A 15,314-nucleotide genomic window follows, 5' to 3' on the forward strand; every position below is an offset into this window, starting at 1 on the left:
GTCCTTCCTGGAAGAGAAAATTTTATATAATTTATGTATCAAATGGAACAGGGGTGAGCGCCTAATGGAAATTGCAGTGAGAAAAATACAGAATCGCCCATTAATAAAAGAATTTATTTTAAAACACTGGCATGCGTCTTATGTGGTAAGGCTTGACGAAAAGGTATTGATAGATCAGCTGCAAGGGATTGCCGCTGGAAAGGTAGTGGGCATGCAGGTGAACGGAGAGTGTGACGGAGGGAAATGCCGGAATAGGGACGGCTTTGATAAAAGCACTCATAAAGCTGAACAGCGGCTGGGAGAGAATCTGGCTGATCTCTACAAACGATAATATGAAGGCATTAAACTTTTATCAGAAAATCCATCAAAATGCTTTAGAGAAAGCACGAGCCATTAAGCCGGACGGGACAGACGGAATATTTCTGAGAGATGAAATCGAGCTTGAAATCTGTTTTACATAAAAAAAAGCCAGCTGCAGCAGCCGGCTTTACTCTAGGAGAAGACGTTAATATTGTAAGCTTCTAGTACATTTTTTGGAATGAAAAATCTTGCGGTTTTCAGCGGATCAACAACCTGGCTGACCTGTACTTGTCCGACAGCGCTCATTAGCATTGTAAGCTCGGACAACGTTAAGTCTGTCTGAGGATGAAGGTAGTCAATCATAAGTTCAACCGCTGTATCGACCGCTTCATCTAGCGTTTTTTTAGAGACTAAAACTGCCAGCCCTTCTTCATTTTGCAAAAACGGGTAGTCTATCGACTGTCCTTTTACGACTTCCACGGTTGCCGTTACTTTCGCTGGAATCTCAATACCTGAAACACTGATTTCTCCATCTCCCATGGCTGCGTGAAGGTCGCCTAAAGAGAACAGAGCACCCTTGTGAAAAACAGGAAAATACAGTGTGGCTCCAGTCGTTACGAGCTTCGTATCCATGTTGCCGCCATGAGCACCCGGAGTTCCGCAGTTGATCCCTTCACCTTCTGGAGCTACACCAATGACGCCGATCATCGGGTTTAGCGGCAGCTTGAGTTTTTCATTAAAAATCGCCTCATTGTCCTGGATGGGAATGATTTTCGCCTGAAATTCGGTCATCCGATGGCCCATCACACCGAGTTCTGGCCCTGTCAGCATAACGCCCCGCTCGCCAAGTTCAATATTGTCTATGTGTACTTTTAATATATCCCCGGGCTCTGCCTCTTCTACGTATAAAGGTCCTGTTGCTGGATTGATCCGGTCCCAGTCCAGCTCATCAATCGGCATCGTTTCCGACTGGATCTGATTCTCAAAGCAGTCATATGTATCAATGACAACCTGGTCACCTGATTGAATGGTTACCGCCGGTTTATTCTCTTTGTCCATAGCATAAACAAAGTGATCTGTGCTTACTTGGATAGACATAGGATACACTCCTTTTTGTAAACATTATACAGGAATTGGGAGAAGGTCATGTAACAAAAAGCTCTGAAAAACAAAGGATCAGCTGGATGTCAGCTGATCCTTTTTTCTCGTCTGGTAACGATTTCGCTTATCATACCGCTTCTTAAATTCCCAGAACGAAATCACTTCCATGTCATTCGCAGCTTGTACAAGGCGGAGGGAGATTTCCTGTTTCAGATCCTCACGCTCCTGGTAAGCGGTGTTCTGGAGGCCTCGTTTAATACTCGGCTTCATTTGCTCTATGATTTCTACTACTAAATAGTTTCTAGTCATACGTATACACTCTCCTTAAATCATGAATGGCCTGAACCTTTAATTTGGATATATTCTGCGGACTGCACGCTAAGTAAGAGGCAATTTCTTTGTTCGTAAGCTGCTTCATAATGGATAGGTCGAGGACCGTTTTCTTCTGATCGCTGAGAGATTCGTAAGCTTCTTTAAGTTTTGGGTCTGTGATGAGATCCGGGATGCAGCGGGCGATCTCGTCTTCATGATCCTCTTCACCGGCAGGGATTTGGTCAACAAGCGATGTCTGCTTTTCTTCCTCTGACTGAACAGTTGTATCTAACGTAAGTTCTGAACGCTGCTGTCTTAACTTTTGATCATAGGTTTTTGAGTAAAAGCTGGCTATTTTATGGAGATAGCCCGTCATTCTTACCTTCAAATAAAATTCTTCAAAGCGCTGATCCAGTTTTCTTGAGGCGAAAGGGTTTCTGTCTTCAACAGCGGCTTTTAAGAGTGCGAGGTTTTCTTCTTCTTTTATAAATGATTGAATCAGGGGTTCGTTGAAAAAGTCGTAATTTTTCTGCTTGAAGGCTTCCAGGGAATCCTTTTTATTTATCATGTACTTCACTCTCCTTATTTCCCTCCTGTATTCCTTAAAGAAGAAATACGGGGAAATAAACAACTTAAAAGGGAACATATGTTCTATTTTGATCCATAAATACTAGAAAAACAACCACTTTTTTCATGGAATGGTTGTTTTTCTACGGTCTTTTCTTCTTTTTAAAAGGGAGACTAAGGAGGTGAATGAAGAAAATGGGATGAAAGTTTGTCATGGGCATTACATTTCACCATGGCTCTATCTCCCTGCAGGAGTCTCGCGATTTTCCAGACGCTTACCTTTTAGTAGTTGAAACGGAACAATAAAATCTTTGCAGCTCAGAACAGCAATAAAAAGGTCACGTGGCAGAGGAGGAAAGACATCAGCAGTACGGCCTATGACTAGAGGAATTTCTATATAAATACCGTCTATTTTCACGTATGAAGTTTTGGCTTTTCTATCTATAGGGCTATCTTTGGATAAATTTACCTTCACAGTCACAATTTTCTGTATAATTACAAATAGATTACATAATAAAGGAGAGGTTATATGATTAAACGGAAAATTTCTTTGCTTTCCCTTATTGGAATCATGTTTTTGAGCAGCTGGTCGTTTGGACCGGTACAGGCTGCAGCTGCAGATACTCCTTACTACGGCAAGGATTATTCTCAGCCTGAGCAGGTTCTTGAACTATTTGACGAGCCGGATGTTGAGTTTAACACCCCTGCTTTCCAAAAAGAAACGCAGTTTACGACACAGGAAGAAATGCTGGAGTTTATCGATAGCCTGGATAAGAAGAGTAAAAACTTAGAAGTTCAATCGATAGGAAAATCGATTGAGGGACGCGACATACCGGCTCTTTTCTTTTCCAAAGATAAGAAACGGAAGCATTTCTCAAAAAAACCGATCGTTTGGCTGCAGGGGCAAATTCACGGGAATGAGCCTGCCGCAGGGGAAGGCGTACTTGTCATGGCAGAGAAGCTGACCGGCGATTTTGGTGATGAGGTCCTTAATGATGTCAATATCATCGTTGTGCCCCGAGTAAACCCTGATGGATCATATGCTTTCGATCGCCGAATGGCTAATGATCTTGATGGTAACAGGGATCATATTAAATTTGATAACCCGGAAACCCAGGCGCTGCATGATTTGTTTAATAAGTACCAGCCAGAAGTTACGATTGATGCCCATGAATACAGTGTAGGAAGTGGAGTACTCGAAGAGCGGGGAAATGAAGGGTACTTAAAGTATCACGATTTATTGATCCTCAGCGGTAAAAACTTAAATATTCCAGAGAAGATTCGTACAACTTCTGATGAGTTATTTATAGACACGGTACATGACGAATTGAATGAGGAAGGCTATACAAGCGCTGATTACTATACAATGGGCCGGGATGGCGATGACATTGAAATCCGTGAAGGCGGGACGGATCCGAGAATCGGAAGAAATGCTTTCGGATTGACACCATCGTTTTCCTTCCTTGTAGAAACCCGCGGCATCGGCATCGGAAGAGAAAACTTTAAGCGTCGTGTAGCCGTACAGGTAGAAACACATACGTCCTTGATTGAAACAGCGGCTGACAATGCTAAGTCTATCCAAAGACTCGTATCTAAAGAAAAAGCACAGATTATTAAAAAGGGTGCCTTTGCCCATGATAAAGACCAGATTGTTATTGAAGATGAACAAAAAGAAATTCCTGATCAGACCCTCACATTAATTGATATTGAAACAGGAAGTCTTGTCGATGAACCGGTAAACTATTATAGTGCGACAGAAGCCCAGCCTACCTTGACTCGCGACCGTCCAACCGCCTATCTTCTTGATCGTGATCAGGGAGAAGTGGTAGATAAGCTGAAGAACAGCGGCGTAAAAGTCTTCCAGCTGCCGCATAATATGAAACTGCCGGCGGAAGCTTATACCGTGACGAATAAAGAAGCAGACGGGATATATGAAGGACATCAATTGGTTGATGTAGATACTCAGTTGACGAATGAGTGGGTTGCTTTTGAAAAAGGAACCTATGTGGTATCAATGGCTCAGCCGAATGCGAACCTTGCAGCCGTTGCTTTAGAGCCTGAATCTAATGATAGCTTCGTTACATTTAATTTTGTGGATTCTGTGGAAGGAGAACAGCTACCTATTTATCGTTTTACCAGGGGTCTTAACGGAAGTACTTTTAAATAAAGGTAAAAAAGGAAACGCGTGAAATCAGGTAACTGGTTTCACGCGTTTTTGTGTGTTCCGTTTACCTTGCTTTAAAAAAACGAGCCTGGGGAAAGACTCGCTTTCCATGGGCGAACGGTGAGCTTCCTCGGGCTTTAGCCCTCCGGGATCTCACCTTGTTCTATCCTCCCATAGGAGTCTCGTCGTTTCCCCTGTCCCTTTATGTTTTTTAGAGTAACGGAACATTGAGTAAGAGAAAACTATTTTCTGTAAAGTAGTTACTGAAACTACAGCGTTCCGTTTATACCACCAACGGTAAAGAGGATGGGAAATGGTGAGACTCCTGCAGGGAGATGAGCCAAGGTGAGATCCGCGAGTGCAGCGAGCTAGCTCACCGGCTCCCCGCGGAAAGCGAGCTATTTCCAAGCCGATTCTCTCTTATTCCAGTAAACGGAACCGTCTTATTTCCCTTTTCAAATGAAGAGAAAAAAGGAGCTCTTTCCCTTATGAAAAACGAGCCCTTTCTCTAAAACAAGAGGACTCCTAAGCAGGAGCCCCTCTTTACATTATACTTATACAAAAATAAACCAAAGAACAGAGGTTACAACAATCGCCGTCAGCCCTTGAAGCAATGTAGCCATCGTCTGCGCTTTATAGGCCTGAGTAATCGTCATCCCGCTAAATTCTTTAACCACCCAGAAGTAGCTGTCGTTCACATGAGAGACTACCATCGCACCTGCACCGACAGACATGACAATTAGAGCAAGCGGGACAGCTCCTTCAATACCCACCTGCGGAAGCAGTGGAGCGACAAGTGTTGATGTAATAACAATCGCTGCCGTGGAGGACCCTTGTGCACTTTTTAGTGCAGCGGCTATGATAAACGGAATAAAGATGAACAGAGCACCGGCCGCCGTATCATTTCCAGCGATCCCTTTAATTAGATCAGCAATGCTGGTAGAGCTGATCACAGAACCAAACGCCCCGCCGGCTCCAGTAATTAATAAAATCGGTGCCGCCTCTTTAATGGCGATGCCTATCCAGTCTGTTAATGTTTCCTGATCGAATTTCGGAAGCAGTGTAAAGGCGATCAGCACACCGACGAGCAGGGCGACGACAGGGGCTCCTAAGAATAGGAAAAAGTCGAAAACACCGCCCGACCAGCCGGCAAACGTAATGACAGAGCTGAAGCCAATCAGAAGAATCGGAACGACGATCGGCGCGAAGGCTTTTACGGCAGAAGGCATCTCACCGAAGCTTTTGATAACTTCATCGTAATCATAATTTTTGCCGTCTTCATCGCTTTCAATGTGGATGTTAGTACCTGCCTTGATGGCCCATAAGTAGCCGACAATGATGGCAGGAATCGCCACAACAAGCCCGATTAAAATGACTGTGCCCAGAAAGTTTTCCGCACCGATATTTCCAGCCGCTGCAATCGGACCTGGAGTAGGCGGGACGAGTGTATGGGTAGCAAATAAGCCTGTTGATAGAGCAATGGCCATCGAAGCGACGGTCACGCTGGTTTTATTCGCAAGCGCTTTCTTTAAAGAGGATAAAATAACATATCCCGAATCACAGAATACTGGGATACTGACAATCCCGCCGATCGCACTCATCGCAAGCTGTGGGCGTTTTTCACCGACAAGCCGCAGCACAACTTCTGCCATTCGCAAAGCTCCGCCTGATTTTTCTAAAATCACTCCGATAATTGTACCGAACACGATGACAAGGCCGATACCTCCCATTAGGCCGCCAAAGCCTTCATTAACTACAGTGACAACATCCGGCAGCGGCATCCCTGAGAAGATCCCGATACCAAACGCCGCAATGAGCAATGACAGGAACGGGTGCAGGTTAAACTTGGCGGTAGCCACGATCACAAAGAGAACACCTAACAGAATAATTAAAATAAGTCCAAAACCGTCCATTTTCCATTCCTCCTTTATTTTATAAGTAGGCGGGCGACTTGCTGTGCCGCCTGATACAAGTTATGCTCGGCATTTTCTATACATTCCTCAAGCGAGCATGGTCCGGGAACTATAGACAGGCAGCTCGTAAATAGCTCATTCAATTTTTCATAATCTCCGCTGATACTTCCTGACATGAGAATGACAGGGGTTTTATTTTCCCTGGCCAATTCTGCGACATACCCCGGGGCTTTCCCGTAAAGTGTCTGTTCATCACTTTGTCCTTCTCCTGTCAGAACAAAATCAGCCTCAGCAATAGCTTCTTTAAGATCAATGGCTTCAGCCACAAGTTTCGCTCCCGAAGCTAATTCTGCTCCAAGGGCCAGAAAAGCAAAGCCAAGACCTCCGGCTGCGCCAGCTCCAGGCACGTCCATTAATTCCCGGCCAAGTGCTTCCTCGATTAGACGGCCATACTTCCCAAGTGCATGATCGTAAGCTTTCACCTGTTGTTCATCTGCTCCTTTCTGCGGGCCGTAAATGTGACTGGCTCCTTTAGGGCCGGTCAATGGATTATCGACATCACACGCAATTCGTATGGTCGCTTCCTTAAGACGCGGGTCAAGAGAAGAGAGATCGATCTGTTCCATTTGAAAAAGATCTTTTCCAAGGATACCCGTCTGCTTGCCATTTTTGTCATAAGCTTTCATGCCAAGCGCCAGAAGCATTCCGTGTCCGCCGTCATTTGTGGAGCTGCCGCCGATGGCGATGATTAAGTTGCGCTGGCCAGCATCTAACGCGTGGCGAATCGCTTCACCGATTCCATAAGTGGTCGTGTGGTCAGGATTTTGTTTCTCCTTCGGCACAAGCGGCAGACCAGAGATATTTGCTCCTTCAATGACAGCACGATCGTCATCGAGACGAATATACCAGCTTTCTGATGCATCCCCAAGCGGACCAGTGCATGTAAAGGAAACTTTCTCATGACTCGTTGCTTTTGCCAAAGCTTCAAGCGTTCCTTCACCACCGTCGGCCATTGGTTTAGTTATTGTCGTAATGCCCTTATCTACCGATTGAAAAGCACGAGCCATTCCTTCTGCCACTTCAATGGATGAGAGGCTTCCTTTAAACGAATCCGGTGCACATACGATGTTCATCAACCAATTCCCTCCTAAAGTAAATACTTACTTTTATTCAAAAGCAAAAAAACGATAAGGACAATTGATAAAAACACCAAATATGTAAGCGTATTCTTGTGCATTTGCACAAGCGCTGGTAGGAAGACGAAAACTGCCATGTAACCCTGTTTCATTCCAGTGGGCATGTGGTATAATGAGTATTGAAAAAGTATATATTAAAAAAGACCGCAGATGCTCGTAACATCTACGGTCGTGTAATAGAACGGTCCCTTCAAGGGGGGCGACACTGATGGTATAATAATCCACCTGAGCCGGTTAACTCAAGGGTGGATTATTTTTTATGGTTAATAGGTTTTAGTCCTCTAAAATCTTTTTCAAAAACTTCTCCCGATGCTTCAGGAAGTAACTTGTAATCTGATAGTGATCTGTGTCCTCATAATCAATCTCCTGAATATCTCCATCATCAAAACTTAAAATCGATGCCCCGGGATATCCTAGCAGGATCGGCGAGTGTGTCGCGATAATAAACTGACATTCACCTGAAGCTGAAAGATCATGAAGAATTCTTAGAAAAGACAGCTGGCGCTGCGGGGAGAGGGCGGCTTCGGGTTCATCAAGCAGATAGATTGCTTTTTTATGAAATCGGTTTAAAAACAGAGATAAAAACGACTCACCATGGGACTGATTGTGCAGGGACTGGCCTCCATATGAATCTGCGGCCCCAACGGCATCAATATGTGAAGCAAAGTTATAAAAGGACTCGGCTCTTAAGAAAAAGCCGCTCGTCACTTTTGGCAGCCAGGAAAGCCGGATATAGTCACCGAGCGCCGATTCGGAAGCCTCGACGTCATAGGTGTTGTTGCGTCCACCGCCGGCTGTATGAAAGCCGCATTTATCAGCGACCGCTTCCATAAGGGTGGATTTACCGGAGCCGTTTTCTCCGACGAAAAAGGTGACACTACTTTTAAGCTCAAGCTTTTGTAAGCTCTGGATCGCAGGAATGGTAAAAGGATATGTATCATGAGAGGTTATTTTATCTTCTTGAAGTTCGATTCGTTTTAAAAAAATGTGACCACCTTCCTTAGCTAAAAGTTATTTCACGCTGCAGGAAAAGGACTCTATAGTAAAGGTCGTGCGTTCAATGCTGACTAAGCCGCCCCTGTCATAGCAGTCACTCGTCAGCCCTTTCACTTCAAGGTGAGTGAAGTACATTTTTGAAAAAACGAGCAGGAATCCGACTATAAGTACTGTGCTGATCAGCAAGCCGACAGCCAAATGTCGTTTATTACTGTTCATAAAGAGTCACCTTCTTTTACATAGTATAAATTGTAGCCATGACAGCAAATACAAAGCCAGCCGAACCGAAGGAAATAGCGGCATATCCTATCTTTTGCCGGCGTAATTGATAGATCCCCGTCATTAATACGAGCAGTCCCACGGAAAGAAGGGCAGCATGCAGAAAATATGTACTGTCAAAAAGCAGACTTAGCACTGCCAAACTCACAGTAATAATAGATAAAATAATTCTAAGTTTTTTTAGCAATAGATTCACCTCTTAATATTTAAGTAAGAATAGAGGGCAGCTTCCAGCAGATTAACTAGCAGGAGATAAACGAAGATAGCACCCGGCATCCCGATCTCATTCGGACAGCTTCGGCTGTTCTCTCAGCTTTTAGGAAATAATCTCACTCTTTACTTTAACATACCTGATTATTCCAGCGTATCTCTTGGAACTAAATAAGCCGAGGGGATGGTGATAGCTTCCTATAAAGCCGGATTTAGAGACTATATGAAATTGCTTGTTGGAATATTTTTCATTATACTGAATTTAATAAAAAATCAGTATAAAGGGGAGAAGAACCATAAAAGACTTAGATTCCAGCCAATTACATAGTGGCATTGATCACACATTAAGTGATTTTGATGATTCCTTTGAGGGTGCGGCGCTAAGACAGGAGAAATTTATCGTTGCATTCAAGAATTAGAAAAAAAGACGGAAAATCTTGGGCAAGAGTACAATTCTAAAATGAAAGAACCAGAAAATAAATTCAATAACTAATAATGATAATGAAACCATGTAATAAGCTAAATTCATAAAAATACACCAGCGACTAAAATCAGGAGAATGGTAATATGAAACGATGGATCATATTTTTAGCGGCCTTCCTCGTTTTAGCCGTAGCAGCAGGATGCAGCAGCGCTGACGCTGCCGAAGAGGAATTCGAGAAATATAACAATGAAGACCGTATAGAGCTTTTCGAAAAATCCGAGAAGATTACGGAAATGGAACCAGAGCTCATTAATCTCTATTCTGAACCCGAAAAAGCAAAAGATTACGTAGATCAGGAGATTCTTCCTCTTTTAGATGATGTGAAAAGTCAGGCAGAGGAAGTGGATGAGCAGTTGGAAACCGATGAAGTGAAAGAGCTTCATGCTCTTTTTCTGAATCAAGTATCAAAGCTGACAGAACTGTTTGAGCTTCAAGCGGAATTGCTGGAGCTGCAAGCCCCTCCGGTAAGTGAAGAAGAGCAGCAGCAGACAGAGGAGAAGTATCCGGAAATGCAGCAGCTGTCTGAAGAAGTAGATGAAATCGGGCAGGAATACGGCGACCAGCGTAAAGAACTTGAAGAAAAATATAACAGCTCAGCCTCATAATTTTATACATGGAAAAGCCCCGGTTTTACGTCCGGGGCTTTTTATTATTCATAGTTTTCTCCATATGTTCTTTGAATTCTCTCATCTTCTCGTCAGGCTGTAAATTCAATTCCTTTTCTTTTCCTTCAAAAGCACGCTTCGTATCTGTTGTGACGCCCATCTGGGCACCCTTAGCATCATTGATGACAGATTCTCTTTTGCCATCAGGGTGAGGGGAAACCTCAGAATGAGTGTTTTGCGAATCATTCGGCATAATCTCATCCTCCTTTTTCTTAAAATGAGTGAGTGGAGGGGAAATTATGCAAAATTCTTCTTCGTTAAAATACTCTTCAACAAAATGGCGTCATTAAAAATGCGAGGATCGAGTCCAACTTTTTTACTGAGCTGGTCGAGACGGTAGATCAGCGTATTTCGGTGTATATGAAGGGCTTCAGCCGTCTGATTCATCTTTAAGTCATTTGCGAAAAAGTGTCGTAATGTTTCGGTATAGGAATAATCCAGCTGCCGCAGTATTGTGTAATAACTCTCTGTGACTTCCTGAAAAACTTCTGGATCGATATGGTGAAACAGCCGCTCTGTTTTTAGCGATTCACTGTATATCATTTTTCCCTTCTCCCCGGCAAGCTCAATCGCTTCACGTGCCTGTCTGTAGGATTGGCGAATGCCTTCCATCGAAAAGCCGGGCTCACCTACGCCGATCAGTGCGTCCTTAAGCGCGGGAATAGGGAGTTTTTTTCCGTCAAAAGGGAGAGGAGCCGCCACTGTATTTTCCTCATAGGGGAGAATGAACAGCGGGTCTAACGCTTCAAGCTGAGGCCGGACTTTTTCGGACAGCTCAAAAGCATTTTTTGACTGAAAGACGACAACCTGCCATTGTTTATGAACATCTACGTGCAGCGTGTACTTCGCTTCTCTTTCCAATTCTTCTATATTGGGTTCGGAAGGGTGAAGCAGCTGCTGCATCCACTGATTCCACTGACGTTCCTGGAAAAAGGCCTGCTTTTGTATGTGCATCTGCTCTAAAGTAATCTCGACAGATCCTTGTGTCATCCGCGCAGCCTGCATGACCTCTTCCGGATGGCCTGTCAGTCCGACAACACCCGCCAGCTCTCCGCGATGAAAAATGGGCAGGTTCACTCCTGGTTTGGCATTGGAAAAGGAATCGGCGTCTTGATGTGTGATCATTTGCGGTTCGCCGGATTCAATTACGGCACGTGCTCCGCCATGAAGCTGTCCGACTCTGTTTTTATCTGTGCTTGCAACGATCTGACCGTGCGCGTTCATGAGGTTGATGGGGACATCAATGTACTTGGATAAGCGTGAGATAATTTCCCGGCCCAGCTGCTCTGTCAATTCCATGGAGGCGCCTCCTTTTGTCCTATCATACCAGAAGCTGAACACCTTCATCTATAAGGCGGGCTGAAGGGGATCGGGCCTGGGGGGACTCACCCTGTTCTATTTTCTGAAGGAGGCTACTTTGATTCTCACTTAAAGGAGAAGAGAGTTTCCGTTTACCTTGATATAGAAAGCCGGGCATGGGGAAACAGCTCGCTTTCCATGGGCGAACGCTGAGCTTCCTCTGGCTAAAGCCTTCCGGGATCTCACCCTGTTCTATCCTCCCATAGGAGTCTCGCCGTTTCCCCCGGCCCTTTATTTTTTTGGGAGTAACGGAACATTGTGTAATAGGAAGCTGTTTTCATTAGAACGGCTACTGAAACTACAGCGTTCCGTTTATACCATCGCCCGTAAAGAGGCTGGGAAATGGCGAGACTCCTGCAGGGAGATAGAGCCATGGGGAGATCCGCGAGTGCAACGAGCTAGCTCACCGGCTCCCCGCGGAAAGCGAGCTATTTCCAAGCCTCAATCCACTTTATATAGTAAACGGAACAGCTCTCTCGGAAAGAGAACTTCTCCATAAAAAAGCCTGACCCTTTAAGGATCAGGCTTTTTGCTTATGCGTTTTGGTAGACGAGGTTTTTGGCAGCTTCTGCTACTTTTTCAAGACCCTGCTGTACGATTTCATCCGCTTTGTCAGGCTGGGCATTGTGGCCTTCGATAATGACTTCATCTTTCACCTGCATGCCGAACAGGCCGCCAAACATATTGCGCATATAATTTAAGGACATTTCCATTGGTGCCATGGACGGATCTGAATACACTCCGCCGCGCGCGTTTAAGAAGATAACACGTTTATCATTCATCAACGGCTGAGGGCCTTCTTCTGTATATTTAAAGCTGAATCCAGCTTCTGCAAGGTAGTCGACAAATGTCTGCAGCTTCGCAGGGATCGTGAAGTTCCACAGCGGGAAGGCAAACACGATAACATCAGCGGCGCTTACCACATCTTTAGCTTTTTGCTTTGCATCAAGCAGACGCTGTTCTAATTCAGTAAGTGCAACACCTTCGTGCTGTTTGCCAAGGCCGCTGAACAACTCCTGCCCGAAATATGGCGTGTCTTCTTCAAACACATCATAGGTTGTTACGTTGGTGCCTTCACTGTCTTTAATATTTTCCAGGAATGTGTCGTGCATTTTTGTAGAAATACCGTCTGGACGGTTATTTGCTTTTACTACTAATACGTTCATTTATTGGTCCCTCCATATTGGATAGTTTTATTCCTAATTAGTCAACAGCAGTTATTATAAAACCTTGAAGGTGAGATTTCAATATATCTGCTTTCAGCTTTTTCATATTAATGGCTACTTGATTCATACTATAAAGAAATCCGACTAAAGGTCTGTTTTATTGATAAATGACAGAATATTACTAAAATTCCAGCTGTGTTTTGGTATTGTTAAAGTATTACTACTATTCAAGGGGGAACCTACATATTTATGCTGACGAAATGGAAATCTCTTATGATCCTGATGTTTACTGTGCTTTTGCTTGTGACTCCTTACCAGTCTTATGTAGATCAGCCGGTGAACGCTTCTTACGAGAATGCGGAGCTTACCGACAAACTTAACGTAATTTTAACCGATGAAAAACTGAATGGTGCGCTCGCGGGTGTAAGTGTACGTTCATCAGATACAGGTGAACTGATTTATGAAAATGACGGCGACCTTCGTTTAAAACCGGCGTCTAATATGAAGCTGATTACCGGAGCGGCCGCTCTTGACACGCTTGGGCCAGAGTATCAATTTACGACAGAGGTGCTGGCAGAGGGAGAAGTAAAGGGAAATGGAAAAATGCTGCAGGGCGATCTTTACTTAAAGGGGAAAGGTGATCCGACCTTAATGGTCGAGGATCTTGAAGCGATGGCCCAGTCATTAAAAGAGAAAGGAATCCGCCAGGTGAAAGGCGATGTAATTGCTGATGATTCGTGGTATGACGATATCCGCTTATCTGAAGATATTTCCTGGAATGATGAAACGAATTATACGGCTGCCCAAATATCAGCACTGACGGTTTCTCCTAATGAGGATTATGATGCCGGCACTGTTATTGTTGAAGCCTATCCTTCTGATCAAAAAGGAGAACCAGCCGAGATAAAGGTTACCCCTGAAAATGACTATGTCAAAATCGTAAATAAAGCGAAAACTGTGGCAAAAGGGGAAACAAAGGATATTTCCATTGAGCGAGAGCATGGTACAAACCAGATTGTCATTGAAGGGGAAATCCCGTTAGATTCCAGCCGCTCCCGGGCGTGGGTAGCCGTGGATGCGCCTGCTATGCTTGCGTTGGATTTATTTGAAGAAGCCCTTAAAAAGCAGGGGATTCAAGTGAAAGGAAAGCAGAGCTACGGAAAAACACCTGAATCAGCGGAACTCCTTGTTTCTAAAGAGTCGATGCCGCTGAAAGATCTGTATATTCCATTTATGAAGCTCAGCAACAACGGTCATGCTGAAGTTTTAGTAAAGGAAATGGGCAGAGTAGAGCATGAAGAGGGAAGCTGGGATAAAGGGCTTGATGTGGTAGAAGCTTTCCTTTCTGAAGTAGGAGTCAATACAAATACCTTAAGAATCCGTGACGGGTCAGGCATGTCTCACGTCAATAATATACCAGCGAACGAATTCACGAAGCTGCTTTATGAAGCAAGAGATAAAGATTGGTTCCCGGCTTACTTGAAGTCGCTGCCGGTAGCTGGAGACAGTGACCGTCTTGTCGGCGGAACACTGCGTAATCGTTTGGCAGGGACGGCAGCGGAAGGAAATGTCCAGGCGAAAACCGGATCGATCACAGCCGTATCTACGATGTCCGGTTATGTGACCACAAAAGACGGAAAAGAACTTGTATTTTCCATTCTTTTAAATAATTACATGGATTCGGTGAGAGATATTGAAGACCAAATAGCAATTACGCTGGCAGAACACGAATTTGAAGAATAAAATAATAACTCCATATAAAAAGGAACTTCCCTCGCGTTAGGAAGTTCCTTTTTAATTTTCTATTTATGACAGGCTTCATAAGTATTTTCTCTAATAAACGCCGGCACTTCACGTAAGGAATTCAGTGTCTGCACGTTATGATTGTGAAGAACATTCGTCTCAATTTTATTATTATACTTCCATTCAAGCTCAGCGGGGATATGGATGGTGTTTAAACCGAGCTTAACTCCCGGAGTTATATCCGTCCTTAACGAATTGCCGATCATCCACGTAGCGTTCCGGTCACAATTAATTGTTTCCACAACTTCCTCGAGAGCAGTCGCGTTTTTATGGATATAAATAAAGATCCGGTCACCAAAATAAGCATATAATTCGAGCTGGTGAACTTTGCGATGCTGATTATCTTCATCTCCGCCCGTAAATAAGTAAAGCTCATGCCCATCTTCTTTCAGCTCATTTAACACTTCATACATATGGGGAAGCGGCTGTACTTCGACCTGAAAGACGCTCTGGGCGATGGTACGGATCCGCTGGACTTCACTTTCTTTAACCGGCCGGTCGTATGTTTTGGAAAAATAACAATACGTATCGACGAGCGACTCTGGAAAGCGAGCGGAGTTTAAGCCGTGTTTTTCAATGTTTTTAATATCAATCTCGAGCTGTTTTTTCTTAATTTCTTGAAGTGATGCCGATGGGAACCAGCTGTTCAGCTCACTTGTAAACTGATCAATGGCTTCCTTGAAATATTTATTGCAGTGAACCAATGTATCATCTAAATCAAAGATTAGTACTTGAGGAGTGGTCATGGTGTGTATCTCCTTTTAAAGGTAAGTACACTTATCATTAGATGGATCGTAAA

At 44.1% G+C, this 15,314-nt stretch carries 17 protein-coding genes; 5 read left to right on the forward strand and 12 right to left on the reverse strand.

Annotation, left to right across the window (positions count from 1 at the left end; all coding sequences use genetic code 11):
- The first annotated feature begins 64 nt into the window (after nucleotides 1–64).
- Entirely contained in the window at nucleotides 65–331 is a 267-nt protein-coding gene (locus B7E06_RS21650; RefSeq protein ID WP_082232107.1) for a hypothetical protein, read from the forward strand.
- Nucleotides 231–461, forward strand: coding sequence for a GNAT family N-acetyltransferase (locus B7E06_RS22375; RefSeq protein WP_143414428.1), 231 nt, complete (start codon nucleotides 231–233; stop codon nucleotides 459–461). Before B7E06_RS21650 ends, B7E06_RS22375 begins: the two co-directional genes overlap by 101 nt.
- 31 nt (nucleotides 462–492) lie before the next feature.
- Here the strand turns inward: B7E06_RS22375 and B7E06_RS01045 are convergent, their stop codons facing one another.
- From B7E06_RS01045 to B7E06_RS01055, 3 genes are all read right to left on the reverse strand, one after another.
- A complete protein-coding gene (locus B7E06_RS01045; protein ID WP_082232108.1) occupies nucleotides 493–1,398 on the reverse strand; it encodes an acetamidase/formamidase family protein in 906 nt (301 codons plus the stop codon).
- Nucleotides 1,399–1,476: 78 nt separating this feature from the next.
- A complete protein-coding gene (locus tag B7E06_RS01050) occupies nucleotides 1,477–1,710 on the reverse strand; it encodes a hypothetical protein (protein WP_082232109.1) in 234 nt (77 codons plus the stop codon).
- Nucleotides 1,703–2,281: a sigma-70 RNA polymerase sigma factor region 4 domain-containing protein gene (locus tag B7E06_RS01055; RefSeq protein ID WP_082232110.1), complete on the reverse strand. Its 579-nt coding sequence runs from the start codon at nucleotides 2,279–2,281 to the stop codon at nucleotides 1,703–1,705. The genes B7E06_RS01050 and B7E06_RS01055 overlap by 8 nt, the downstream gene beginning before the upstream one ends.
- Before the next feature lie 528 nt (nucleotides 2,282–2,809).
- Here B7E06_RS01055 and B7E06_RS01065 point away from each other — a divergent pair.
- On the forward strand, nucleotides 2,810–4,447 hold the full coding sequence (locus tag B7E06_RS01065) for a M14 family metallopeptidase (protein ID WP_082232112.1): 1,638 nt from the start codon (nucleotides 2,810–2,812) through the stop codon (nucleotides 4,445–4,447).
- A 551-nt stretch (nucleotides 4,448–4,998) separates the two neighbouring features.
- Here B7E06_RS01065 and B7E06_RS01070 read toward each other — a convergent pair.
- From B7E06_RS01070 to B7E06_RS01090, 5 genes are all read right to left on the reverse strand, one after another.
- Nucleotides 4,999–6,357, reverse strand: coding sequence for a GntP family permease (locus B7E06_RS01070; RefSeq protein WP_082232113.1), 1,359 nt, complete (start codon nucleotides 6,355–6,357; stop codon nucleotides 4,999–5,001).
- 14 nt (nucleotides 6,358–6,371) lie between these two features.
- Nucleotides 6,372–7,490 carry a glycerate kinase gene (locus B7E06_RS01075; RefSeq protein ID WP_082232114.1) on the reverse strand — a complete coding sequence of 373 codons (1,119 nt, stop codon included), beginning with the start codon at nucleotides 7,488–7,490 and terminating at the stop codon, nucleotides 6,372–6,374.
- A 336-nt stretch (nucleotides 7,491–7,826) separates the two neighbouring features.
- A complete protein-coding gene (locus tag B7E06_RS01080; protein WP_082232115.1) occupies nucleotides 7,827–8,540 on the reverse strand; it encodes an AAA family ATPase in 714 nt (237 codons plus the stop codon).
- A 24-nt stretch (nucleotides 8,541–8,564) separates the two neighbouring features.
- Entirely contained in the window at nucleotides 8,565–8,768 is a 204-nt protein-coding gene (locus B7E06_RS01085; RefSeq protein WP_082232116.1) for a hypothetical protein, read from the reverse strand.
- 16 nt (nucleotides 8,769–8,784) lie between these two features.
- Nucleotides 8,785–9,015, reverse strand: coding sequence for a DUF3953 domain-containing protein (locus tag B7E06_RS01090; RefSeq protein WP_082232117.1), 231 nt, complete (start codon nucleotides 9,013–9,015; stop codon nucleotides 8,785–8,787).
- A 590-nt stretch (nucleotides 9,016–9,605) separates the two neighbouring features.
- Here B7E06_RS01090 and B7E06_RS01095 point away from each other — a divergent pair.
- Nucleotides 9,606–10,127, forward strand: a complete 522-nt coding sequence (locus tag B7E06_RS01095; protein WP_082232124.1) for a hypothetical protein — start codon at nucleotides 9,606–9,608, stop codon at nucleotides 10,125–10,127.
- 25 nt (nucleotides 10,128–10,152) lie between these two features.
- Here B7E06_RS01095 and B7E06_RS01100 read toward each other — a convergent pair whose 3' ends face one another.
- The 3 genes from B7E06_RS01100 to B7E06_RS01110 all read right to left on the reverse strand — a co-directional run bounded on the left by B7E06_RS01100 (nucleotide 10,153) and on the right by B7E06_RS01110 (nucleotide 12,712).
- Nucleotides 10,153–10,380, reverse strand: a complete 228-nt coding sequence (locus tag B7E06_RS01100) for a hypothetical protein (protein ID WP_082232125.1) — start codon at nucleotides 10,378–10,380, stop codon at nucleotides 10,153–10,155.
- Nucleotides 10,381–10,424: 44 nt separating this feature from the next.
- Nucleotides 10,425–11,486, reverse strand: coding sequence for a CdaR family transcriptional regulator (locus B7E06_RS01105; protein ID WP_179133911.1), 1,062 nt, complete (start codon nucleotides 11,484–11,486; stop codon nucleotides 10,425–10,427).
- Between the two features lie 593 nt (nucleotides 11,487–12,079).
- Entirely contained in the window at nucleotides 12,080–12,712 is a 633-nt protein-coding gene (locus tag B7E06_RS01110; protein WP_082232129.1) for an FMN-dependent NADH-azoreductase, read from the reverse strand.
- A 249-nt stretch (nucleotides 12,713–12,961) separates the two neighbouring features.
- Between B7E06_RS01110 and dacB the strand changes: the two genes are divergently transcribed.
- A complete protein-coding gene (dacB, locus tag B7E06_RS01115; RefSeq protein WP_082232130.1) occupies nucleotides 12,962–14,455 on the forward strand; it encodes a D-alanyl-D-alanine carboxypeptidase/D-alanyl-D-alanine endopeptidase in 1,494 nt (497 codons plus the stop codon).
- Nucleotides 14,456–14,514: 59 nt separating this feature from the next.
- Here dacB and B7E06_RS01120 read toward each other — a convergent pair whose 3' ends face one another.
- Nucleotides 14,515–15,261 carry an HAD family hydrolase gene (locus tag B7E06_RS01120; RefSeq protein WP_082232131.1) on the reverse strand — a complete coding sequence of 249 codons (747 nt, stop codon included), beginning with the start codon at nucleotides 15,259–15,261 and terminating at the stop codon, nucleotides 14,515–14,517.
- Nucleotides 15,262–15,314 lie beyond the last annotated feature (53 nt).

The organism is Halobacillus massiliensis, from assembly GCF_900166625.1.
Classification (GTDB): Bacteria; Bacillota; Bacilli; order Bacillales; family Halobacillaceae; genus Halobacillus_A; species Halobacillus_A massiliensis.